The sequence below is a fragment of the Pseudomonas sp. F007 genome, from assembly GCF_057814275.1.
Genome location: NZ_JBVATA010000009.1, coordinates 269,419 through 291,296 on the forward strand (window position 1 = coordinate 269,419; position 21,878 = coordinate 291,296).

Annotated in this window: 18 protein-coding genes and 4 tRNA genes; 8 read left to right on the plus strand and 14 right to left on the minus strand. The window is 61.9% G+C overall.

The window, feature by feature from the left end; translation table 11 throughout:
* Positions 1 to 172: 172 nt before the first annotated feature.
* The gene (locus tag ACZYR5_RS23345) at positions 173 to 1,723 is read right to left on the minus strand and encodes an MDR family MFS transporter (RefSeq protein WP_489091694.1); all 1,551 of its coding nucleotides are present in this window, start codon (positions 1,721 to 1,723) and stop codon (positions 173 to 175) included.
* Complete coding sequence (locus ACZYR5_RS23350; protein WP_489091693.1) at positions 1,713 to 2,759, minus strand: HlyD family secretion protein; 1,047 nt, start codon at positions 2,757 to 2,759, stop codon at positions 1,713 to 1,715. The genes ACZYR5_RS23345 and ACZYR5_RS23350 overlap by 11 nt, the downstream gene beginning before the upstream one ends.
* Positions 2,760 to 2,990: 231 nt before the next feature.
* Here ACZYR5_RS23350 and gltX point away from each other — a divergent pair, with 231 nt between their 5' ends.
* The 8 genes from gltX (at position 2,991) to ACZYR5_RS23390 (ending at position 7,280) form a co-directional block, all read left to right on the plus strand.
* On the plus strand, positions 2,991 to 4,472 hold the full coding sequence (gene gltX / locus ACZYR5_RS23355) for a glutamate--tRNA ligase (protein WP_489091692.1): 1,482 nt from the start codon (positions 2,991 to 2,993) through the stop codon (positions 4,470 to 4,472).
* A 223-nt stretch (positions 4,473 to 4,695) separates the two neighbouring features.
* Positions 4,696 to 4,771 (plus strand) — tRNA-Ala (locus ACZYR5_RS23360).
* Positions 4,772 to 4,850: 79 nt separating this feature from the next.
* A tRNA-Glu gene (locus tag ACZYR5_RS23365) sits at positions 4,851 to 4,926 on the plus strand.
* Between the two features lie 53 nt (positions 4,927 to 4,979).
* Positions 4,980 to 5,055, plus strand: a tRNA-Ala gene (locus ACZYR5_RS23370).
* A 77-nt stretch (positions 5,056 to 5,132) separates the two neighbouring features.
* Positions 5,133 to 5,208, plus strand: a tRNA-Glu gene (locus ACZYR5_RS23375).
* Between the two features lie 183 nt (positions 5,209 to 5,391).
* A complete protein-coding gene (locus ACZYR5_RS23380; protein ID WP_489091691.1) occupies positions 5,392 to 5,931 on the plus strand; it encodes a TetR/AcrR family transcriptional regulator in 540 nt (179 codons plus the stop codon).
* Positions 5,932 to 5,960: 29 nt separating this feature from the next.
* Positions 5,961 to 6,794: an alpha/beta fold hydrolase gene (locus ACZYR5_RS23385; RefSeq protein WP_489091690.1), complete on the plus strand. Its 834-nt coding sequence runs from the start codon at positions 5,961 to 5,963 to the stop codon at positions 6,792 to 6,794.
* Between the two features lie 48 nt (positions 6,795 to 6,842).
* Complete coding sequence (locus tag ACZYR5_RS23390; RefSeq protein ID WP_489091689.1) at positions 6,843 to 7,280, plus strand: acyl-CoA thioesterase; 438 nt, start codon at positions 6,843 to 6,845, stop codon at positions 7,278 to 7,280.
* A gap of 79 nt (positions 7,281 to 7,359) precedes the next feature.
* Here the strand turns inward: ACZYR5_RS23390 and nuoN are convergent, their stop codons facing one another.
* From nuoN to ACZYR5_RS23450, 12 genes are all read right to left on the minus strand, one after another.
* Positions 7,360 to 8,823: an NADH-quinone oxidoreductase subunit NuoN gene (gene nuoN / locus ACZYR5_RS23395; RefSeq protein WP_489091688.1), complete on the minus strand. Its 1,464-nt coding sequence runs from the start codon at positions 8,821 to 8,823 to the stop codon at positions 7,360 to 7,362.
* Between the two features lie 7 nt (positions 8,824 to 8,830).
* Positions 8,831 to 10,363 carry an NADH-quinone oxidoreductase subunit M gene (gene nuoM / locus ACZYR5_RS23400; RefSeq protein ID WP_027616003.1) on the minus strand — a complete coding sequence of 511 codons (1,533 nt, stop codon included), beginning with the start codon at positions 10,361 to 10,363 and terminating at the stop codon, positions 8,831 to 8,833.
* Between the two features lie 39 nt (positions 10,364 to 10,402).
* A complete protein-coding gene (gene nuoL / locus ACZYR5_RS23405; protein ID WP_489091687.1) occupies positions 10,403 to 12,256 on the minus strand; it encodes an NADH-quinone oxidoreductase subunit L in 1,854 nt (617 codons plus the stop codon).
* On the minus strand, positions 12,253 to 12,561 hold the full coding sequence (gene nuoK, locus ACZYR5_RS23410) for an NADH-quinone oxidoreductase subunit NuoK (protein ID WP_003223790.1): 309 nt from the start codon (positions 12,559 to 12,561) through the stop codon (positions 12,253 to 12,255). Before nuoK ends, nuoL begins: the two co-directional genes overlap by 4 nt.
* Before the next feature lie 3 nt (positions 12,562 to 12,564).
* Positions 12,565 to 13,065, minus strand: a complete 501-nt coding sequence (nuoJ, locus tag ACZYR5_RS23415; protein ID WP_027616005.1) for an NADH-quinone oxidoreductase subunit J — start codon at positions 13,063 to 13,065, stop codon at positions 12,565 to 12,567.
* Positions 13,066 to 13,074: 9 nt separating this feature from the next.
* Entirely contained in the window at positions 13,075 to 13,623 is a 549-nt protein-coding gene (gene nuoI, locus ACZYR5_RS23420; protein WP_213878675.1) for an NADH-quinone oxidoreductase subunit NuoI, read from the minus strand.
* An 11-nt stretch (positions 13,624 to 13,634) separates the two neighbouring features.
* Complete coding sequence (gene nuoH / locus ACZYR5_RS23425; protein WP_027616007.1) at positions 13,635 to 14,642, minus strand: NADH-quinone oxidoreductase subunit NuoH; 1,008 nt, start codon at positions 14,640 to 14,642, stop codon at positions 13,635 to 13,637.
* Complete coding sequence (gene nuoG / locus ACZYR5_RS23430) at positions 14,639 to 17,353, minus strand: NADH-quinone oxidoreductase subunit NuoG (protein WP_489091686.1); 2,715 nt, start codon at positions 17,351 to 17,353, stop codon at positions 14,639 to 14,641. The genes nuoH and nuoG overlap by 4 nt, the downstream gene beginning before the upstream one ends.
* 136 nt (positions 17,354 to 17,489) lie before the next feature.
* Complete coding sequence (gene nuoF / locus ACZYR5_RS23435) at positions 17,490 to 18,845, minus strand: NADH-quinone oxidoreductase subunit NuoF (protein WP_489091685.1); 1,356 nt, start codon at positions 18,843 to 18,845, stop codon at positions 17,490 to 17,492.
* A complete protein-coding gene (nuoE, locus tag ACZYR5_RS23440; RefSeq protein WP_007970445.1) occupies positions 18,842 to 19,339 on the minus strand; it encodes an NADH-quinone oxidoreductase subunit NuoE in 498 nt (165 codons plus the stop codon). The genes nuoF and nuoE overlap by 4 nt, the downstream gene beginning before the upstream one ends.
* A gap of 2 nt (positions 19,340 to 19,341) precedes the next feature.
* Positions 19,342 to 21,126 (minus strand): NADH-quinone oxidoreductase subunit C/D, encoded by a 1,785-nt coding sequence (gene nuoC / locus ACZYR5_RS23445; RefSeq protein WP_489091684.1) that lies wholly within the window; start codon positions 21,124 to 21,126, stop codon positions 19,342 to 19,344.
* Between the two features lie 72 nt (positions 21,127 to 21,198).
* Positions 21,199 to 21,873, minus strand: a complete 675-nt coding sequence (locus ACZYR5_RS23450; protein ID WP_027616012.1) for a NuoB/complex I 20 kDa subunit family protein — start codon at positions 21,871 to 21,873, stop codon at positions 21,199 to 21,201.
* Positions 21,874 to 21,878 lie beyond the last annotated feature (5 nt).

Sequence of the window (21,878 nt, forward strand, 5' to 3'; positions counted from 1 at the left end):
CGCGGGCAAGCCGGCTCCTACAGGTTTTGCGTAGATCACATATTCTGTGGCGCTCGCAGAACCCCTGTAGGAGCTGGCTTGCCAGCGAAGCTTTTAGCGTTCTCAAGGCCGCCTTCGCCGGCAAGCCGGCTCCTACAGGTGATGGCGGCCGGCCAGTCACCATCAATCCCTCTTAATGCACCTCACCCGCCTTCAATCCCTTCGGCAATGCCTTGGTCAGCAAGATCGCCAGCATGCTCACCCCCAGCGCAATCCCGACAAAGTGGAACGCATCGTTGTAGGCCATGATCGACGCCTGCTGATGGGCGATCTCACTGAGTTTGCCCAGTGCCGCCGTCTCGCTGCCCAGGCGTGCGGAGAGGTCGGCCAGGCGCTCGGCCACTTGCGGGTTGGTCGGCACCAGCGCCTCGCGCAAGTAATCGAAGTAGGTCTTGGTCCGCGCGTCGAGCAAGGTGGCGAGCAAAGCGATGCCGATGGCGCCGCCGAGGTTGCGCAGGATGTTGAACAGACTCGACGCCGAGCCGGCATCCTGGGGCAGGATGTAGGCGGTGGCGATCAGCGAGATGGTGACCATGATCAACGGCTGGCCGAGGGCGCGGATGATCTGGATCTGGTTGAACTGCGGGCCGGCGAAATCCGGGTTGAGCACCCCCGAGGAAAAACTCGCCAGACCGAAAAGGCCAAAGCCCAGGGTGCATAGCCACTTGGGCGAAATGTACTTCATCAACTTCGGCACCAGCGGGATCAGGAACAGCTGCGGCACGCCCATCCACATGATCACTTCACCGATCTGCAGGGCGTTGTAGTTCTGGATCTGCGCCAGGTACAACGGCAAGAGGTAGATCGAGCCATACAGCCCCACGCCCATGCCCAGGCTGGAGATGCTCGACAGGCCGAAATTGCGGTTGCGCAGAATACCGAGGTTGATCAGTGGATTGGGCTTGGACACCTGGACAATCACAAAGGTGATCAGGCTCAGCAGGGCGATACTGCCCAGCGCAACGATCAGGTTCGATTCCAGCCAGTCCTTGCGATGGCCTTCTTCGAGAAACACCTGCAGGCAGCCGAGGCCGACCCCGAGGGTGAGGATGCCGGCGTAGTCGGTGCTTTTCAGCAGTTCCCAGTGCGCCTCTTTCTTCTCCAGGCCGTACATCAGCCCGGCAATCATCAGCAGGCCCGGTGGCACGTTGATGTAGAAGATGTATTCCCAGCCCCAGTTTTCCGTGAGCCAGCCGCCCAGGGTCGGGCCGATGGAGGGGGCGAAGGTGGCGGTCATGGCAAACATCGCCATGCCCTTGGCGCGATGGTGCTCGGGCAGTTTGATCAGGGTCAGGGTGAACGCCAGCGGGATCAGCGCACCGCCGGTGAAGCCCTGCAGCGCCCGGAACACGATCATGCTTTCCAGGCTCCAGGCCATGGAACAGAGCAGCGAGGCGAACAGGAAACCCACCGAGACCCAGACCGCCAGGCGCCGCGCCGACAGCAGCTGCACCAGCCAGGCAGTCAGCGGGATCATGATGATCTCCGCCACCAGGTAGGAGGTGGAGATCCACGAGCCTTCTTCCAGCGTGGCCGACAGTGCGCCCTGGATGTCCTTGAGCGACGAGTTGGTGATCTGGATGTCGAGCACCGCCATAAAGGCGCCGAGCATCACGCTCATCACCGCAATCCAGTCCCGCCGGGTCGGTTCGCCGACCGGGCGGATCAGTTGATCACCGGCCATCGACCGGGTCTTTGATGTTCACTTTGACGGTGACCGACATGCCCGGACGGATCTTGCCCGCCAGCGGATTGTCGGCGGCGAAGGTCAGCTTCACCGGAATCCGTTGCACGACCTTGGTGAAGTTGCCGGTGGCGTTGTCCGGCGGCAGCAGGCTGAACTGCGCACCGGAGGCGGCGAACAGACTGTCGACCCGCGCCTCGATCGGTGTGTCGCCATAGGCGTCGAAAATCAGCTCGGCTTTCTGTCCGGGCTGCATATGACCGATTTGGGTTTCCTTGAAGTTGGCCTGAATCCAGATTTCCTGGTCCGGGACAATCGACAGCAGGTAGGCGCCGGCCTGGACTACCTGGCCGTTGCGTGCGGCGCGCTGGCCGATCAGGCCGCTGATCGGCGCATGGATTTCGCTGCGGGTCAGATTCAGTTCGGCCTGGGCCAGGTCGGCCCGGGCATTGGCGATCTGCGCATCAAGGCGCTTGATTTCGGCGTTGAGCGCATTGATCTGTTGGCGCTGCGCCTGGGCATCGGCCTGGGCCTTGGTCACCTGGGATTGGGCGATGTGGTTCTCGGCGGAGAGGGTGGTGACCCGTTCCTCGGACACGTAGCCGGGTTTGCGCAGGGTCTCGGCGCGGGACAGATCGACTTGCGAGCGCCCCAGGCTGGCCCGGCTCGAAGCCACCTGGGCCTCGCTGGACGCAATCAGGCTGGCTTGCTGGGTCAGTTTGCTGCTGGCTTGCAGGCGCTCGGCCTGGCGAGTGGCGAGGGCGGCCTGGGCGCGGTCGACGGCCAGACGGAAGTCGTCGCCTTCAAGGCGGATCAGCAACTGGCCTTTCTCTACGTGCTGATTGTCCTGCACCAGCACTTCGTCGATGCGCGCGCTGAGTTGACTGGAAACCCGGGTGATTTCGCCCTGGACATAGGCGTTGTCGGTGCTTTCATAAAAGCGCCCCTTGAAAAACCACTCGGCAAAAAAGCCGCCGGCGATCAGCAGGACGACAAACAGGAAGATGAACAGGCGACGCTTGAGTTGGGCAGGCATGGGCAGACTGTAATCAGGAAAGTGTAAGGAAATTTAACAGCTGGTGAATTTGTCACATAGCCGACAAGCGGTAAATGCCACCTAGGGATAATCGGCCATTGAGTGGCGTTAACGCCATTTGTGGCCTCTATCTTGGCTTATATGCCCTGCTCACTGGAGCGGGGCGGCAGTCGCCTGTTACCATTCGCCCTTTGTTTCAACTTCGCTTTTCATCTTCTTTCGAGACACGCCATGACCACCGTCCGCACTCGCATCGCGCCATCGCCTACTGGCGATCCCCATGTCGGCACCGCTTACATCGCTTTGTTCAACTACTGCTTTGCCAAGCAGCATGGCGGCGAGTTCATCCTGCGTATTGAAGACACCGACCAACTGCGTTCGACCCGCGAATCTGAACAGCAGATTTTCGACGCCTTGCGTTGGCTGGGCATCGACTGGGCCGAAGGTCCGGACGTCGGTGGTCCGCACGGCCCGTACCGCCAGAGCGAACGTGGCGAGATCTACCAGAAGTACTGCCAGCAGTTGGTCGATATGGGCCATGCCTTCCCGTGCTTCTGCACCGCTGAAGAGCTGGACCAGATGCGCGCCGAGCAGATGGCCCGTGGCGAAACCCCGCGTTACGACGGTCGCGCGCTGCTGCTGTCCAAGGAAGAAGTGGCCCGTCGCCTGGCCGCTGGCGAGCCGCACGTGATCCGCATGAAGGTGCCGACCGAAGGCGTCTGCGTGGTGCCGGACATGCTGCGTGGCGACGTCGAGATCCCGTGGGATCGCATGGACATGCAAGTGCTGATGAAGACCGACGGCCTGCCGACCTATTTCCTGGCCAACGTGGTCGACGATCACCTGATGGGCATCACCCACGTGCTGCGCGGGGAAGAGTGGCTGCCATCGGCGCCCAAGCTGATCCTGCTGTACGAATACTTCGGCTGGGAGCAGCCGGAGCTGTGCTATATGCCGCTGTTGCGCAACCCGGACAAGAGCAAGCTGTCCAAGCGCAAGAACCCGACGTCGGTGACCTTCTACGAGCGCATGGGCTTCATGCCGGAAGCCATGCTCAACTACCTGGGGCGCATGGGCTGGTCGATGCCGGACGAGCGCGAGAAGTTCTCGCTGCAGGAAATGGTCGACAACTTCGACCTCAAGCGCGTGTCCCTCGGCGGGCCGATCTTCGACATCGAGAAGCTGTCGTGGCTCAACGGCCAGTGGCTGCGTGACCTGCCGGTGGAAGAGTTCGCCAGCCGCCTGCAGACCTGGGCGCTGAACCCCGAATACATGATGAAGATCGCGCCGCACGTGCAGGGCCGTGTTGAAACCTTCAGCCAGGTCGCACCGCTGGCCGGGTTTTTCTTCGCCGGCGGGGTCAACCCGGACGCGAAGTTGTTCGAGTCGAAGAAGCTTTCGGGCGATCAGGTCCGCCAGTTGATGCAGTTGATCCTGTGGAAGCTCGAGAGCTTGCGTCAGTGGGAGAAGGACAACATCACCGCGACCATCCAGGCGGTGGTCGAGTCTCTGGAGCTGAAGCTGCGCGACGCCATGCCGCTGATGTTTGCCGCGATCACTGGCCAGGCCAGTTCGGTGTCGGTGCTCGATGCCATGGAAATCCTCGGTCCGGACCTGACCCGTTTCCGTCTGCGCCAAGCCATTGACCTGCTGGGCGGCGTGTCGAAGAAAGAAAACAAGGAGTGGGAAAAGCTGCTGGGCGCCATCGCCTGACACCCTGCGTGACGGACTGATGGCCAAAGCGCACGCCTGTGAGGAGTGCGGTTTGGTCGTCAGACTCCCGAATTTACGGGGGGAGGGCGGTAAGTGATTGTTATGCCGACAAAATTTTTTGAAAAATTTGAAAAATAAGTTTGACAGGCTTTCGATACGCCCTTAAGATTCGCCCCGTCCTCAGCGATGAAGCCAACAGCAACAACGGCAACATCAACGATGAGGGGCTATAGCTCAGCTGGGAGAGCGCCTGCATGGCATGCAGGAGGTCAGCGGTTCGATCCCGCTTAGCTCCACCAATTTACACTTCAAGGCCTGGCCACACCGGCCTTGAAGGGATCAACACTCAGCGTTGATCAGTGGTGTAGAAGGGTTTGCGTCCCCTTCGTCTAGTGGCCTAGGACACCGCCCTTTCACGGCGGTAACAGGGGTTCGAGTCCCCTAGGGGACGCCAGTTTTGCAGAAGCGATGTTGCAAGAGATCGCTCCGCCGCGAGGCGAAAAATCCGGGGCTATAGCTCAGCTGGGAGAGCGCCTGCATGGCATGCAGGAGGTCAGCGGTTCGATCCCGCTTAGCTCCACCAATTTACAGTTCAAGGTCTGGCCACACCGGCCTTGAATCGATCAGTACTCAGCGCTGATCAATGTACAGAAGGTTTGTGTCCCCTTCGTCTAGTGGCCTAGGACACCGCCCTTTCACGGCGGTAACAGGGGTTCGAGTCCCCTAGGGGACGCCACGATTACCCGCTATGCGGGATTTTATAAGGGTCATTCAATTATTGAATGGCCCTTTTGTTTGTCTGGCGTTTGGCCAATCTTCCCACTCCCTCAATCCTGCTCTTCTGACCAACGGTCCTATCAACGACTTGCGTAAATTTATTATGAGAATAATATTTCTATCGTAATATTCGGAGGCAACGATGAACGACAAAAAAGCACAAACCCGTGAACGCATTCTCCAGGCCGCCAGTTCTGCGCTGGTCCAGCGTGGTCCGGCCGAGCCGAGCGTGGGCGAAGTGATGGGCGCTGCCGGCCTGACCGTCGGCGGTTTCTATGCGCACTTCGAAAGCAAGGACGCGATGATGCTGGAAGCCTTCACTCAATTGCTTGGCAAGCGCCGCGCACTGATCGCCGAGATGGACAGCGAGCTGAGTGGTGAGGAACGTCGGGCGTTGGTGGCGGCTTTTTACCTGTCGCGCAAGCACCGTGATTCCACCGAACAGGCCTGCCCGATTCCGGCAGCGGTCGGTGAGATGGGGCGCTTGCCGGATAATTTTCGCAGCGCGTTGAATGAGCACATCGAGCTGATGGTGGCGCAGTTGGCCAGCAGCCCGGAAGACATCGACAAGGTGCTGGCTGACCTGGCGTTGATGGTCGGTGGTTTGGCCCTGGCGCGCGCGCTGGGGGCCGGTGAGTTGTCTGATCGATTGCTGCGGGCCGCCAAGTCGGCGGTGCTGTGAGCTGAAGCGTTGGTCCTGGGAGATGAGCGATGAGCACGATGAGTTGGATTCGCGGCGTTAACGGCACATTGGGCTGGGTAGCGCCACAGATGGTTGCGAACAGGATGCGCCAGGTGTTCATGACTCCCCGCGAGACGCCACCCCGGGATTGGGAGCTGCCGCTGCTGGCCAGTGCCGAGCGCATTACCCTGCGCTTCGGTCTGTCGGCCTTGCGCTGGGGCCAGGGGCCCACTGTTTTGCTGATGCACGGTTGGGAAGGGCGGCCGACCCAGTTCGCCAGCCTGATCAACGCGCTGGTAGAGGCGGGCTACACCGCCGTTGCGCTCGACGGTCCGGCCCACGGCCGATCGCCTGGCCACGAAGCCAACGTGATGCTGTTCGCCCGGGCGATGCTCGAGGCTGCAGCCGAGTTGCCGCCGCTGCATGCAGTCATCGGCCACTCCATGGGCGGCGCCAGTGCCATGCTCGCCGTGCAACTGGGCCTGCGCACCGAGCGTCTGGTGAGCATCGCCGCTCCGGCGCGGATCCTCAGTGTGCTGCGCGGTTTTGCCAAGTTCGTTGGCATGCCGGCGCGGGCACGTTCGGCGTTTATCCGCACCATCGAGCAAGAGGTGGGCATTCCCGCTGCCCGACTGGATGTCGCCCATTACCAGCTGGACATGCCGGGGCTGATCGTCCACGCCGAAGACGACACCTTCGTGCGGGTCAGCGAATCCGAGCTGATTCATGAAGCCTGGTTCGACAGCCGTCTGTTGCGCCTGGAGCAGGGCGGACACCAGCGCGTGCTGGCCGACCCACGGGTGGTCGAGGGCGTGCTGGCCCTGCTCGCCGGCCGCAGCCTGCAGGCGCGCCAATCGGCCTGATCATCCGTTACACTGCTCCCGGTCGAATAAACGGACCGGGAGTGTGGAATGGGCTGGGATCGGGCAACCCCCTTTGTGATTGACCTGCAGGTGGCCGCCGAGGACATCGACGGGCTGGGACACGCCAACAACGCGGTGTATGTCACCTGGCTCGAACGCTGCGCCTGGCGCCACTCACAGCGCCTGGGGCTGGATCTGGTGGAGTATCGCCGCCTGGATCGCGCCATGGCCGTGGTTCGCCACGAGATCGATTACCTGGCGGCTGCCTACGAAGGCGATGAGCTGCAGCTGGCGACCTGGATCGTCGACTGGGACCAGCGCCTGAAAATGACCCGGCAGTTTCAGCTGGTACGCCCCAGCGACAACTCCACACTGCTGCGAGCGCAAACTACGTTTGTTTGTATTGAACTGTCTACGGGCCGGCCGAAGCGTATGCCGAGTGAGTTTATTGAGGGGTATGGGCCGGCGTTGCAGGTTGAGGCTTGAGGCAATCTGTTTATGACTGAAAACAAAAACGGCACCCGAAGGTGCCGTTTCTGTTTGTACTGCGTGCCGTTCTAAGCGATCAACCCGCCAGACCCGATTGCTGAACCAGGGTCAGCAGCGGTTGTGGGTAGACGCCGAGGAAGAACGCCAGGACGGCGATTGCCAGCAGCATCACGCCGCCCGCTTTCTGTTCCCAGTGCAGCTGGGCGTCGACGCGGCGCAGGTTGGGCTCGATCAGGAACAGGGTGACCATCACGCGCAGGTAGTAGAACACGCCGATGGCGCTGCCCAGGACCAGCGAGCCGACCAGCCACCATTGGTGCGCTTCGACACCGGTGGCGATGATGTAGAACTTGCCGATGAAGCCGGCGGTCAGCGGGATACCGGCCAGGGACAGCATCATCACGGTCAGTACGGCGGTCAGGTACGGACGGCGCCAGAACAGGCCGCGGTACTCGTACAGGGCGTCAGCGTCACGGCCTTTGTACGGCGAGGACATCAGGGTGATCACACCGAAGGCGCCGAGGCTGGTGATCACGTAGGTGACCAGGTACACGCCGATGGCTTCCAGTGCCAGGCCCTTGCTCGCCACGAGGGCGATCAGCAGGTAACCGAAGTGGGCAATCGAGGAGTAACCCAGCAGACGCTTGAGGTTGCTCTGGGTCAGTGCCAGCAGGTTACCGAACAGGATCGAGGCAATCGCGATCACGGTCAGTACGGTGCTCAACACGCCGCTGCTGGCCACTGGCGACATTTGGAACAGACGCACCATCACCGCGAACACCGCGACTTTCGAGGCGGTGGCGAGGAACGCCGCCACCGGTGCCGGAGCACCTTCGTAGACGTCCGGAGTCCACAGGTGGAAGGGTACCAGCGACAGTTTGAACGCCAGGCCGATCAGCATCATGCCCAGGCCCAGTTGCGCCAGCGGGCTTGGCAGGCCAGTGGCCTCCAAGGCCATGCCGATGCCGCTGAAGCTCAGGGTGCCGGCTTCGGCGTAGAGCAGGGCCATACCGAACAACAGGAACGCGGAACCGGCAGCCGACAGCACCATGTACTTGATGCCGGCTTCCAGCGAACGCTTGTTGAAGAAGGCATAGGCCACCAGGCCGTAGACCGGTACCGACAGCAGTTCCAGGCCAATGAACAGGCCGGCCAGGTGCTGCGCGCTGACCAGCACCAGGCCACCAGCGGCGGCCAGCAGGATCAGCAGGTACAGTTCTTCGCGGTTGCCCGGGTAACCGGTGCCGCCGTCGCCCAGATAGGCGTGGGCGAGGGTGACGCAGGCGAGGGTGGCGACCAGGATCAGCGCCATGTACAGACAGGCGAAGCTGTCGATTTGCAGCAGTGGAGTCACGGCCAGGGGCGCGACTTTCAGCGCTGGCAGGATCGACAACAGGGCCAGGTTAAGACCCGCCACCGACAACAGGAAGGTCTGCGAGTGGTTGCGGCGCCAGGCGATCGCCAGCATCACCACGATAATGGTGAGGCTGGTGATCAACAGTGGCGCTAGCGCAATAAAGTGTTGAATCGTGAATTCCATAGCGCTCTTACCGGGCCGAAGCGAGTTGAGTGAAGGCGGTACCGAGCCATTGCTGCACGCCATGCATGGTCGCAGCAGAGGTATCGAGGAACGGTTGCGGGAACACGCCGAGGTAAATCAGCAGCACCGCAAGGCCGAGCACCATGATCAGTTCGCGAGCATCCATGCCATGCAGCACCGCGTCGGACTTCGACGGGCCGAAGTAGGCGCGGTGAATCATGATCAGCGAGTAGACCGAGCCGAACACCAGGCCGGAGGTAGCAATCGCGGTGATCCACGGCGCACTGGCGAAGGTGCCGATCAGGATCAGGAACTCACCGACGAAGTTACCGGTACCCGGCAGACCCAGGGAGGCGGCTGCAAAGAACAGGCTGATGGCCGGCAGGTAAGCGATCTTCGACCACAGGCCGCCCATTTCACGCATGTCGCGGGTGTGAGTGCGCTCGTACAGTTGACCACTGAGGATAAACAGTGCGGCAGCCGACAGGCCGTGGGCCAGCATCTGGATCACGGCACCCTGCAGGGCTTGCGCGCTGCCGGAGTAGATGCCGATCAGCACGAAGCCCATGTGGGACACGCTGGAGAAGGCGATCAGACGCTTGATGTCGGTCTGCGCGAATGCCAGGAAAGCACCGTAGAAGATCCCGACCAGGCCCAGGGCCATGGCGATCGGCGCGAACTCGGCCGAGGCATTCGGGAACAGCGGCAGGGCGAAACGCAGCAGGCCGTAGGCCGCGGTTTTCAGCAGGATACCGGCGAGGTCGACGGAACCGGCGGTCGGTGCCTGGGCGTGAGCGTCAGGCAGCCAGGAGTGGAACGGTACCACCGGCAGCTTGACCGCGAAGGCGATGAAGAAGCCGAGCATCAGGATGTACTCGGTGGTCATCGACATCTTGGTCTTCAACAGGTCGGCGTAGTTGAAGGTGATCACGCCGGTGTTGTTGAAGTTGACCAGGACCAGGGCCAGGATCGCCACCAACATGATCAGGCCGGAAGCCTGGGTGAAGATGAAGAACTTGGTCGCCGCGTAGATCCGGGTTTTCTTGCCGTCCGAAGAACTGTGACCCCAGAGCGCGATGAGGAAGTACATCGGCACCAGCATCATTTCCCAGAAGAAGAAGAACATGAACAGGTCGAGGGCGAGGAACACGCCGACAACGCCGCCCAGGATCCACATCAGGTTCAGGTGGAAGAAGCCCACGTGACGCTGAATCTCTTTCCAGGAGCAGAGTACCGAGAGGATACCCAGCAGACCGGTCAGCAGGATCATCAACAGCGACAGGCCGTCGAGGGCCAGGTGCACGTTGATGCCGAAGCGCTCGATCCAGACGTGCTTGAATTCAAGCGCCCAGGTCGGGTCGGCGCCAGGCGCCGGCGCAAATGAATAGTCACCGTGGGCCCACAGCCAGAGGCCGAGAGCGAGTTCCAGGGTCATGGTCAACAGCGCAATCCAGCGCGGGAGGGTGGCGCCGAAGCGCTCAGCCATCCAGCACAGCAGGCCGCCGATGAAGGGAATCAGGATTAGCCAAGGCAGAATCATGACGGGCTCGTTTCCTTTCGCAAGTTCGCAAGGTTCATATCAGACCGCTACCAGCACGATGGCGCCGATAACCAGCACGGCACCAGCAGCCATCGAGGCAGCGTACCAACGCAGTTGACCGGTCTCGGTACGGCTCAGGGAGTTGTGACCCCCTTTGGCCAGGCGCGGGATCAAACCGATGGTTTGGTCGAACGGGTCTTTGCGCAGCAGGTGGCTGATCGCCAGATATGGCTTGACGAACAGTTTGTCGTAGATCCAGTCGAACCCCCAGGCCGCGAACCACCAGGCCGAGAGCAGACGGCCGATGCCGCTGTTGGCGATCGCGGTGACGAAGCGACGCTTGCCGAGGAACAGCAGCGCGGCCAGCAGGATACCGGACAGGGCGATGGCGCCCGAGGCGATTTCCAGGCTGTGCTTGGCTTCGCCGCCGGCGTGGCCAACGCTTTGTGGCAGTACGCCATGCAGCGGTGGAACGATCATCGCGCCAATGGCGGTCGACAGCACGATCAGCACCGACAGTGGCAGCCAGTGGGCAATGCCGTGGCCGGCGTGGGCTTCGGTCTTGGCTTCACCGTGGAACGCGATGAAGATCAGGCGGAAGGTGTAGAGCGAAGTCATGAACGCACCAACCAGACCGGCGTACAGCAGGCCGTGGTTGCCGCTGGCGAAGGCTTCCCAGAGGATTTCGTCTTTCGAGTAGAAACCTGCGGTCACCAGTGGCAGGGCCGCGAGGGCCGCGCCGCCGACGATGAAGCTGGCGTAGGCCAGTGGCAGCTTTTTCCACAGACCACCCATCTTGAAGATGTTCTGCTCGTGGTGGCAGGCAACGATCACCGCACCGGAAGCAAGGAACAGCAGGGCCTTGAAGAAGGCGTGGGTCATCAGGTGGAAGATCGCGCCATCCCAGGCACCAACGCCCAGGGCCAGGAACATGTAGCCGATCTGGCTCATGGTCGAGTAGGCGAGGATACGCTTGATGTCGGTCTGAACCAGGGCGGCGAAGCCGGCCAGGACCAGGGTCACACCGCCGACCAGGCCAACCAGTTGCAGGATGTCCGGCGCCAGGGCAAACAGACCGTGGGTACGGGCAATCAGGTAGACACCGGCGGTCACCATGGTCGCGGCGTGGATCAGTGCCGAAACCGGGGTAGGACCCGCCATTGCATCCGCCAGCCAGGTTTGCAGCGGCAGTTGTGCCGATTTACCGACAGCACCACCCAGCAGCATCAGGGTCGCCAGAACGATCCAGAAGTCGCCGGCCTGGAATTTCTGCGGTGCCAGCACCAGCAGTTCCTGGATGTTCAGCGTGCCCACCTGTTGGAACAGGATGAACAGGCCGATGGCCATGAACACGTCGCCGATACGGGTCACGATGAAGGCTTTGAGGGCTGCGTTGCCGTTGTTGCGGTTGCTGTAGTAGAAACCGATCAACAGGTAGGAGCACAGGCCCACGCCTTCCCAGCCGAAGTACAGGAACAACAGGTTATCGCCGAGCACCAGGAACAGCATGCTGGCGATGAACAGGTTGGTGTAGGCGAAGAAACGCGAGTAGCCGTCTTCACCGCGCATGTACCAGGACGCGAACAGGTGGATCAGGAAGCCGACGCCAACCACCACACCGAGCATGGTGACCGACAGGCCATCCAGGTACAGGGCGAAGTTCGGGGCGAAGCCGTCAACCGACATCCACTGCCACAGCACCTGGGTGTAGTGGCCGCCTTCCGGTGGTGCGACGTTGAATTGCCAGATCACGTAGGCGGTCACGATCGCCGACAGGCCGATGGAGCCGACGCCGATCAGTGCCGCGAGGTTTTCCGAGATGCGGCCGCGGGAGAACGACAGCAGCAGGAACCCGATCAGCGGGAATACGAAAGTCAGAAAGAGTAGGTTCATCCGCGCATCTCACTGGCAGCGTCGATATCGAGCGTGTGGAAGCGGCGATACAGTTGCAGCAGGATCGCCAGGCCAATACTGGCTTCGGCGGCTGCCAGGCTGATCACCAGGATGAACATGATCTGTCCATCCGGCTGGCCCCAACGGGCACCGGCCACAATGAACGCCAGGGCAGAGGCGTTCATCATCACTTCCAGGCTCATCAACACGAAAAGAATGTTGCGGCGGACCATCAGGCCAACCAGGCCGAGGCAGAACAGGATGCCGGCGACCGCCAGTCCATGCTCAAGAGGGATAGCAGGCATGAGTTACTCCTTCGCCTCGTTGCGGCCCAAATGGAATGCCGTGACGGCTGCAGCGAGCAGCAGCATCGAGGCGAGTTCGACCACCAGCAGGTAAGGACCGAACAGGCTGATGCCCACGGCCTTGGCGTCCACGGTGGTTTGACCGATGGCTGCACCGCTGCTGTGGCTGAACAGCACATACAGCAGTTCAGCCAGCAGCAGGGCGGCGAGTACGACCGGACCTAGCCAGATGCCGGGCTTGAGCCACACGCGCTCTTGCTGAACCGCGGCAGGGCCGAGGTTGAGCATCATCACCACGAACACGAACAGCACCATGATGGCGCCGGCGTAGGCGATCACTTCCAGGACCCCGGCAAATGGCGCGCCGAGGCTGAAAAAGGTCATCGCCACGGCGATCAGCGAAATAATCAGGTAGAGCAGGGCGTGCACAGGGTTGGTGTTGGTGACCACACGAAGCGTGGACACCACCGCGATACCCGATGCGAAATAGAAAGCGAATTCCATCTTTCTTCCTTAAGGCAGCAAGCTCTTCACGTTGATCGGCTCGGCTTCGTTTTGTGCGGCGCCTTTCGGCTTACCGGCAACGGCCATACCTGCAACACGATAGAAGTTGTAATCAGGGTTTTTACCGGGACCAGAGATCAGAAGGTCTTCTTTCTCGTACACCAGGTCCTGACGTTTGAACTCGGCCATTTCGAAATCCGGTGTCAGCTGGATCGCGGTGGTCGGGCAAGCTTCCTCGCAGAGGCCGCAGAAGATGCAACGCGAGAAGTTGATACGGAAGAAGTCCGGGTACCAGCGACCGTCTTCGGTTTCAGCTTTCTGCAGCGAGATGCAACCTACCGGGCAGGCCACGGCGCACAGGTTGCAGGCTACGCAACGTTCTTCGCCATCCGGGTCGCGGGTCAGGACGATACGGCCACGGTAGCGTGGCGGCAGGTAGACCGCTTCTTCCGGGTATTGCAGGGTGTCGCGCTTGCGGAAGCCATGGCCGAAAACCATGATCAGGCTGCGCAACTGGGTACCGGTACCCTTAACGATGTCGCCAATATATTTGAACATGGGTCAAATCCTCACTGAACCGCGCCCGCAGGCGTGTTCCACAACACCACCGCAGCGGTCACCAGCAAATTGATCAGGGTCAGTGGCAGGCAGAATCTCCAGCTGAAATCCATCACCTGGTCATAACGCGGGCGCGGGATCGAGGCGCGCAGCAGGATGAACAGCATGATGAAGAACGCGGTCTTGACTGCGAACCAGAAGAACGCCAGTTGCGGCAGGATGCCGAACGGACCGTGCCAGCCGCCGAAGAACAGGGTGACCAGCAGCGCCGAGATCAGGATGATGCCGATGTACTCGCCGACGAAGAACATGCCCCATTTCATGCCGGCATATTCAATGTGGTAACCGTCGGCCAGTTCCTGTTCCGCTTCCGGCTGGTCGAACGGGTGACGGTGAGTCACGGCGACGCCAGCGATGAAGAAGGTACAGAAGCCGAAGAACTGCGGAATGATGAACCACAGGTTCTGTGCCTGGTACTCGACGATGTCGCGCATGTTGAACGAGCCAACCTGGACCACGATGCCCATCAGCGCCAGGCCCATGAACACTTCGTAGGACACGGTCTGTGCCGAGGCCCGCAAGCTGCCCAGGAGGGCGAACTTGTTGTTACTCGACCAGCCGGCGAACAGCACCGCGTAGACCGACAGACCGGCCATGGCGAAGAAGAACAGCAGGCCGATGTTCAGGTCCGCGACACCCCAGGTCGGGGTGATCGGGATGATCGCGAAGGCGATCAGCAAGGCGCTCATGGCCACGACCGGTGCCAGGGTGAAGATCACCTTGTCGGCAAACGGCGGGGTCCAGTCTTCCTTGAAGAACATCTTCAACATGTCGGCTGCGATCTGGAACATGCCGAATGGGCCAACGCGGTTCGGACCGTAACGGTCCTGCCACCAGCCCAGCAGGCGCCGCTCGACGAAGCTGAGCAGGGCGCCGGCGACCACCACGGCCAGCAGCACCACGATCGCCTTGACGACCGCAATGATCGTGTCGATCACTTCAGGGGTGAACCAGGTCATTGCGCTGCCTCCTGCAGACCATCAACGGATGCGCCAAAGATGGCTGGCGGGATGCCTGCCAGGCCGGCTGGCAACGCCACCAGACCAGCACTCAGCTCTTCGTTGATGCGCAGCGGCAGACGCAGGGTCTGGCCAGCGACGTTGAGGCTGAGCAGGGCACCCTCGTTGACGCCCAGGCGATCGGCTTCGGACTTGGCCAGTGCCACGTAGGCAGTCGGAATGCGCTCTTGTACCGGCGCGGCCTTGGAAGAGTTCTCTTCGCTGCCGAACAAGTGGAAGAACGGCACGACCTGCCAGGTGCCCGGGGCCGGGTTGAAGGCGCGAGGAACACTGGCGAACCAGTTCAGCGCATCGCCCTGGCTTTCGATCAGGCGAGTACCCGGATCACCGGCACGCAGGTGACCACCGACTTCGTCCTGGAACTTGTTCCAGGCCTGCGGCGAGTTCCAGCCCGGCGACCAGGCGAACGGCACTTGCTGGCGCGGTTCGGCGGAGCCCGAGTAACCTTCCATGGAGAAGGCGAACGCGGTGTCCTTGTCTTGCGGGGTGCGTGGCTCGTGAACGCTGATGTCGGCACGCATCGCGGTGCGACCGGAGTAGCGCAGCGGTTCGCGGGCCAGCTTCATGCCCTTGATGCGGAACGAAGCGGACGGGGCGGCGTTGACGATGCCGGCCAGTTGGCTGCTGCTCGCGGCGCAGGCGGCAGTGACGTGGTCCAGTTGGGTCCAGTCCACCGGTTGGTTGAGCAGGGTCGCGCGCAGGGCGTGCAACCAGCGCCAGCCTTCGTGAACCAGGATGCTTGCATCCATGTACTGCGGGTCGAAGACCTGGAAGAAACGCTGGGCGCGGCCTTCCTGGCTGACCAGAGTACCGTCGCCTTCGGCGAAGCTGGCGGCTGGCAGGACCAGGTGCGCACGGTCGCTGGTGGCGGTCTTCTGATGGTCGGCGACGATCAGCACTTTCGCAGCGTTCAGCGCGGCATCGACCTTGGCTTTGGCGGTGCGGGTGTACAGGTCGTTTTCCAGCACGACGATGGCGTCGGCCTTGCCGTCGATCACCGCTTGCAGGGCAGCGTCTACCGACTCGCCACCGAGCATGGCCAGGCCGAGGCTGTTGGCTTCCGGCACGATCAGGCTGATGGAACCGTTCTTCTCGCGCAGCTTCAGGGCCTTGGCGATGTTCGCCGCGGCTTCGATCAGCGCGTTGGAGCCCAGCGAAGTGCCGGCGATGATCAGTGGGCGCTTGGCGGCCAGCAAGGCATCGGCGATACGTTTGGCCAGTTCCAGGGCTTCAGCGTCCAGGCCTTCAACGGCCGGAGCGCTGGCGTCGAGGGCGTGGGCCACGGCGAAACCGATACGGGCGAGGTCGTCGGGAGCGGCATGTACGCACTCTTCGGCAACGTCATCGAGCTTGGTTTCAGCCAGGCTGGCGATGAACAGCGGGTTCAGCGCGTGCTGACCGATGTTCTTCACCGCGGCGTCGAGCCACGGCTGGACGCGCATGGCGTCGGCCATTTCTTCGGCCTTGCCCTTGACCGACTGGCGCAGGGCCAGGGCCATGCGTGCGGCCGTCTGGGTCAGGTCTTCACCGAGGACGAACACGGCGTCGTGGTCTTCGATGTCGCGCAGGGTCGGGATCGGCAGCGGGCTGTCTTTCAGCACCTGCATGACCAGGCGGATGCGCGCCAGTTCACCGGCTTCGATGCCGCTGTAGAAGTGCTCGGCACCCACCAGCTCGCGCAGCGCGTAGTTGCTTTCGAGGCTGGCGCGGGGCGAACCGATACCGACGATGTTGCGACCGCGCAGCAGGTCGGCAGCCTTGTCCAGCGCTTCGTCCAGGCTCAGCTTGGCGCCGTTGGCCAGCAGTGGCTGACGCGGACGGTCTTCGCGGTTGACGTAGCCGTAGCCGAAGCGGCCACGGTCGCACAGGAAGTACTGGTTCACCGAACCGTTGTAGCGGTTTTCGATGCGACGCAGTTCGCCGTAACGCTCACCCGGGGAGATGTTGCAACCGCTGGAGCAGCCATGGCAGATGCTCGGCGAGAACTGCATGTCCCATTTACGGTTGTAGCGCTCGGAGTGGGTCTTGTCGGTGAACACACCGGTCGGGCAGACCTCGGTGAGGTTGCCGGAGAACTCGCTTTCGAGCACGCCGTCTTCAACGCGACCGAAGTACACGTTGTCGTGAGCGCCGTACACGCCCAGGTCGGTGCCGCCGGCGTAGTCCTTGTAGAAACGCACGCAACGGTAGCAGGCGATGCAGCGGTTCATTTCGTGGGAAATGAACGGGCCCAGTTGCTGGTTCTGGTGGGTACGCTTGGTGAAGCGGTAACGGCGCTCGTTGTGGCCGGTCATGACCGTCATGTCTTGCAGGTGGCAGTGACCGCCTTCTTCGCACACAGGGCAGTCGTGCGGGTGGTTGGTCATCAGCCATTCGACAACACTGGCGCGGAACGCCTTGGATTCGTCATCGTCGATGGAGATCCAGGTGTTGTCGGTGGCAGGGGTCATGCAGGACATGACGATACGACCACGGGTGTCGTTCTCGTCGGTGTACTGCTTGACCGCGCACTGGCGGCAAGCGCCAACGCTGCCCAGGGCAGGGTGCCAGCAGAAATACGGGATATCGAGGCCTAGCGACAGACATGCCTGTAACAGGTTGTCTGCCCCGTCGACTTCGAGCGCTTTGCCGTCTACGTGGATAGTGGCCATTGTTCAAAGTTCTTCGTTGGCCCGGTGTCAGCGGGCGTGGCTAATGGAATCTGGTCATTCGCGTGAGTCAAAACAGCCGTTGCCGGCGTCATCACACGACAAGCGAAGGGCACGGACCCTTCGCTTTTTTCAACGGTTACGCGCCGACTACGATCGGCTTTGCCAGGGGCGGGACGGCGGCGCTGACAGGCGCGATACCGGCTTCGAACTCTGGACGGAAGTATTTGATGGCGCTGCCCAACGGCTCCACGGCGCCCGGTGCGTGAGCACAGAACGTCTTGCCTGGGCCGAGGAAGCCGACCAGACCCAGCAGGGTCTCGATATCGCCGGGCTGGCCCTGGCCTTTCTCGATGGCCATCAGCAGCTTGACGCTCCATGGCAGGCCATCACGGCACGGGGTGCAGAAGCCGCAGGATTCGCGGGCGAAGAACTGCTCCATGTTGCGCAGCAGGGACACCATGTTGACGCTGTCGTCCACCGCCATGGCCAGGCCGGTACCCATACGGGTGCCGACCTTGGCGATGCCGCCGGCGTACATTTGTGCGTCCAGGTGTTCCGGCAACAGGAAGCCGGTACCGGCGCCGCCTGGCTGCCAGCACTTGAGCTTGTAGCCGTCGCGCATACCGCCGGCGTAGTCTTCGAACAGCTCGCGCGCAGGCACGCCGAACGGCAGTTCCCACAGGCCAGGGTTCTTCACTTTGCCGGAGAAGCCCATCAGCTTGGTGCCGTGGTCTTCACTGCCTTCGCGGGCGAGGGATTTGTACCACTCGACGCCGTCGCCGATGATCGCTGGCACATTGCACAGGGTCTCGACGTTGTTCACGCACGTCGGCTTGCCCCACACGCCTACAGCGGCGGGGAAGGGCGGCTTGGAGCGCGGGTTGGCGCGGCGGCCTTCGAGGGAGTTGATCAGTGCGGTTTCTTCACCGCAGATGTAACGCCCGGCGCCGGTGTGCACGAACAGTTCGAAGTCGAAACCCGAACCGAGGATGTTCTTGCCCAACAGGCCAGCCGCCTTGGCTTCTTCCACGGCACGGTTCAGGTGCTTGGCGGCGGTGGTGTACTCGCCGCGCAGGAAGATGTAGCCACGGTAGGTTTTCAGGGCACGGGCACTGATCAGCATGCCTTCGATCAGCAGATGGGGCAGTTGCTCCATCAGCATGCGGTCTTTCCAGGTGTTCGGCTCCATTTCATCCGCGTTGCACAGCAGGTAGCGGATGTTCATGGATTCGTCTTTGGGCATCAGGCCCCATTTGACGCCGGTCGGGAAACCCGCACCACCGCGGCCCTTGAGGCCGGCGTCCTTGACGGTCTGGACGATGCCGTCCTGGTCCATCTCGGCAAACGCCTTGCGTGCAGCGGCATAACCGTTCTTGGCCTGGTACTCGTCGAGCCACACGGCCTGGCCGTCGTCGCGCAGGCGCCAGGTCAGCGGGTGGGTCTCGGGCGAACGCTTGATCAGGTTCGCCGGGCCGAAGGAAGTCAGGGTCATACGTAGCCCTCCAACAGTTTGGCCACGCCGGCAGGCTGCACGTCGCCGAACGTGTCGTCGTCGATCATCAGCGCCGGGGCCTTGTCGCAGTTGCCCAGGCAGCACACTGGCAGCAGGGTGAAGCGCCCGTCCGCGGTGGTCTGGCCGAGGCCGATGCCCAGCTTGCTCTGGATTTCGCTGACCACGGATTCGTGGCCGCCGATGTAGCAGACCATGCTGTCGCAGACGCGAATGATGTGGCGGCCGACCGGCTGACGGAAGATCTGGCTGTAGAACGTCGCCACGCCTTCAACGTCGCTGGCCGGGATGCCGAGGATTTCGCCGATGGCGTACAGGGCGCCGTCCGGCACCCAGCCACGTTCCTTCTGGACGATCTTCAGCGCTTCGATCGACGCCGCGCGTGGATCTTCATAGTGATGCAGCTCGTGCTCGATGGCCGAGCGCTCGGTTTCGCTCAGGGCGAAACGGTCTGTCTGGATAAGCGTGCTGTTCATGCTTAGCGGTCCACGTCGGCCATAACGAAGTCGATACTACCCAGGTACGCAATCAAGTCCGCGACCATCTCGCCTTTGATCACCGAAGGGATCTGCTGCAAGTGCGGGAAGCTAGGGGTGCGAATCCGGGTGCGGTAGCTCATGGTGCCGCCGTCGCTCGTCAGGTAATAACTGTTGATGCCCTTGGTCGCTTCGATCATCTGGAAGGATTCGTTGGCCGGCATCACCGGGCCCCACGAAACTTGCAGGAAGTGCGTGATCAAGGTCTCGATGTGCTGCAGCGTGCGCTCTTTCGGCGGCGGCGTGGTCAGCGGGTGATCCGCCTTGTACGGGCCGGCTGGCATGTTGCGCATGCACTGCTCGATGATCTTCAGGCTCTGGCGCATTTCTTCGACGCGCACGATGCAACGGTCGTAGGCATCGCCATTGGCCGCCAGCGGCACTTCGAATTCGAAGTTCTCGTAGCCGGAGTACGGGCGCGCCTTGCGCAGGTCGAAATCGCAACCGGTGGAACGCAGGCCAGCACCGGTGACGCCCCACTCCAGGGCCTCTTTGGTGTTGTACTGGGCGACGCCGATGGTCCGACCCTTGAGGATGCTGTTATCCAGCGCAGCCTTTTGGTACTCGTCCAGACGCTTGGGCATCCACTCGACGAATTCCTTGACCAGGCGCTCCCAGCCGTTCGGCAGGTCGTGGGCGACACCGCCGATGCGGTACCAGGCCGGATGCAGGCGGAAGCCGGTGATGGCCTCGATGACCTTGTAGGCGCGCTGACGGTCGGTGAAGGTGAAGAACACCGGGGTCATGGCGCCGACGTCCTGGATGTAGGTACCCAGGAACAGCAGGTGGCTGGTGATCCGGAAGAACTCGGCCATCATGATGCGGATGGTGTCGACGCGGTCCGGCACCTTGATACCGGCCAGCTTCTCGACCGAGAGCACGTACGGCAGGTTGTTCATCACGCCGCCGAGGTAGTCGATACGGTCGGTGTACGGGATGAAGCTGTGCCAGGACTGGCGTTCGGCCATTTTCTCGGCACCACGGTGGTGGTAGCCGATGTCCGGTACGCAGTCGACGATTTCTTCGCCGTCCAGCTGCAGGATGATACGGAACGCACCGTGAGCCGAAGGGTGGTTCGGGCCGAGGTTGAGGAACATGTAGTCCTCGTTCGCGCCAGAACGCTTCATGCCCCAGTCTTCAGGCTTGAAGCGCGCGGCTTCTTCCTCGAGCTGTTGCTTGGCCAGGGTCAGGCTGAACGGATCGAACTCGGTGGCGCGCGCCGGGAAGTCCTTGCGCAGCGGGTGACCTTCCCAGGTCGGCGGCATCATGATGCGGCTCAGGTGCGGGTGACCCGGGAAGTCGATCCCGTACATGTCCCACACTTCACGCTCGTACCAGTTGGCGTTGGGCCAGAGGCTGGTGACGGACGGCACGCTGAGGTCGCTCTCGGACAAGGCGACCTTGATCATTACGTCACTATTACGTTCGATCGACAGCAGGTGGTAGAACACGGTGAAGTCGGCGCCGCTCGGCAGCCCTTGACGCTTGGTGCGCAGACGCTCGTCCACGCCATGCAGGTCATAGAGCATGACGTACGGCTTGGGCAGGTTGCGCAGGAAGCTCAGGACTTCGACGAGTTTGGCACGGGCAACCCACAGCACCGGCATGCCGGTGCGGGTAGGCTGGGCGGTGAACGCCTCTGGGCCAAAACGGTTGTTCAGTTCGACGACCACATCCTGGTCGTCTGCCTTGTAAGGCGGGATGTACAGAGCACTGCCTGTAGTCATGGTTATTTATCGCTTTCGGTCAACGTAAAGAATGAAGCCAGCTTCTCGTTTCTTTGCAGGAACTGTTCTGGATCAGACTTCGTCGGGGCTGCGCAGGTTGGTGACCTGAATACGCTGTTCGCGGCGCTGTTCCTTCTGCGAAGGCATCTCGGCGCGATACACGCCTTGATCACCAACGACCCAGGAAAGTGGGCGACGCTCCTGGCCAATCGACTCCTGCAACAGCATCAGGCCTTGCAGGAAAGCTTCAGGGCGGGGCGGGCAGCCAGGCACGTAGACGTCCACGGGCAGGAACTTGTCTACCCCCTGGACCACGGAGTAGATGTCGTACATGCCGCCCGAGTTGGCGCATGAACCCATCGAGATGACCCACTTCGGTTCGAGCATCTGCTCGTACAGGCGCTGGATGATCGGCGCCATCTTGATGAAGCAGGTACCGGCGATAACCATGAAATCCGCCTGGCGCGGCGATGCCCGGATAACTTCGGCGCCAAAGCGCGCGATGTCGTGGGGCGCCGTGAAGGCGGTGGTCATTTCCACGTAGCAGCACGAAAGGCCGAAGTTGTACGGCCACAGGGAGTTCTTGCGTCCCCAGTTGACCGCACCGCTCAGCACGTCTTCGAGCTTGCCCATGTAAATGTTTTTGTGGACTTGATCTTCTAACGGATCGGAAACGGTTTCCCGTTCGCCGATCGGGTACTGCTCGTTAGGAGCATCCGGGTCGATCCTGGTGAGATTGTATTGCATTGCCA

Bases quoted from the DNA above. Each gene is read 5' to 3' on its own strand.
- ACZYR5_RS23350 (WP_489091693.1), bottom strand. From the start codon at position 2,759: ATGCCTGCCCAACTCAAGCGTCGCCTGTTCATCTTCCTGTTTGTCGTC.
- nuoN (WP_489091688.1), bottom strand. From the start codon at position 8,823: ATGGAATTCACGATTCAACACTTTATTGCGCTAGCGCCACTGTTGATC.
- ACZYR5_RS23345 (WP_489091694.1), bottom strand. From the start codon at position 1,723: ATGGCCGGTGATCAACTGATCCGCCCGGTCGGCGAACCGACCCGGCGG.
- nuoK (WP_003223790.1), bottom strand. From the start codon at position 12,561: ATGCCTGCTATCCCTCTTGAGCATGGACTGGCGGTCGCCGGCATCCTG.
- ACZYR5_RS23385 (WP_489091690.1), top strand. From the start codon at position 5,961: ATGAGCACGATGAGTTGGATTCGCGGCGTTAACGGCACATTGGGCTGG.
- nuoI (WP_213878675.1), bottom strand. From the start codon at position 13,623: ATGTTCAAATATATTGGCGACATCGTTAAGGGTACCGGTACCCAGTTG.
- nuoE (WP_007970445.1), bottom strand. From the start codon at position 19,339: ATGAACAGCACGCTTATCCAGACAGACCGTTTCGCCCTGAGCGAAACC.
- ACZYR5_RS23390 (WP_489091689.1), top strand. From the start codon at position 6,843: ATGGGCTGGGATCGGGCAACCCCCTTTGTGATTGACCTGCAGGTGGCC.
- nuoH (WP_027616007.1), bottom strand. From the start codon at position 14,642: ATGACCTGGTTCACCCCTGAAGTGATCGACACGATCATTGCGGTCGTC.
- ACZYR5_RS23450 (WP_027616012.1), bottom strand. From the start codon at position 21,873: ATGCAATACAATCTCACCAGGATCGACCCGGATGCTCCTAACGAGCAG.
- nuoM (WP_027616003.1), bottom strand. From the start codon at position 10,363: ATGATTCTGCCTTGGCTAATCCTGATTCCCTTCATCGGCGGCCTGCTG.
- nuoG (WP_489091686.1), bottom strand. From the start codon at position 17,353: ATGGCCACTATCCACGTAGACGGCAAAGCGCTCGAAGTCGACGGGGCA.
- nuoF (WP_489091685.1), bottom strand. From the start codon at position 18,845: ATGACCCTGACTTCCTTCGGCCCGGCGAACCTGATCAAGCGTTCGCCC.
- ACZYR5_RS23380 (WP_489091691.1), top strand. From the start codon at position 5,392: ATGAACGACAAAAAAGCACAAACCCGTGAACGCATTCTCCAGGCCGCC.
- nuoJ (WP_027616005.1), bottom strand. From the start codon at position 13,065: ATGGAATTCGCTTTCTATTTCGCATCGGGTATCGCGGTGGTGTCCACG.
- gltX (WP_489091692.1), top strand. From the start codon at position 2,991: ATGACCACCGTCCGCACTCGCATCGCGCCATCGCCTACTGGCGATCCC.
- nuoC (WP_489091684.1), bottom strand. From the start codon at position 21,126: ATGACTACAGGCAGTGCTCTGTACATCCCGCCTTACAAGGCAGACGAC.
- nuoL (WP_489091687.1), bottom strand. From the start codon at position 12,256: ATGAACCTACTCTTTCTGACTTTCGTATTCCCGCTGATCGGGTTCCTG.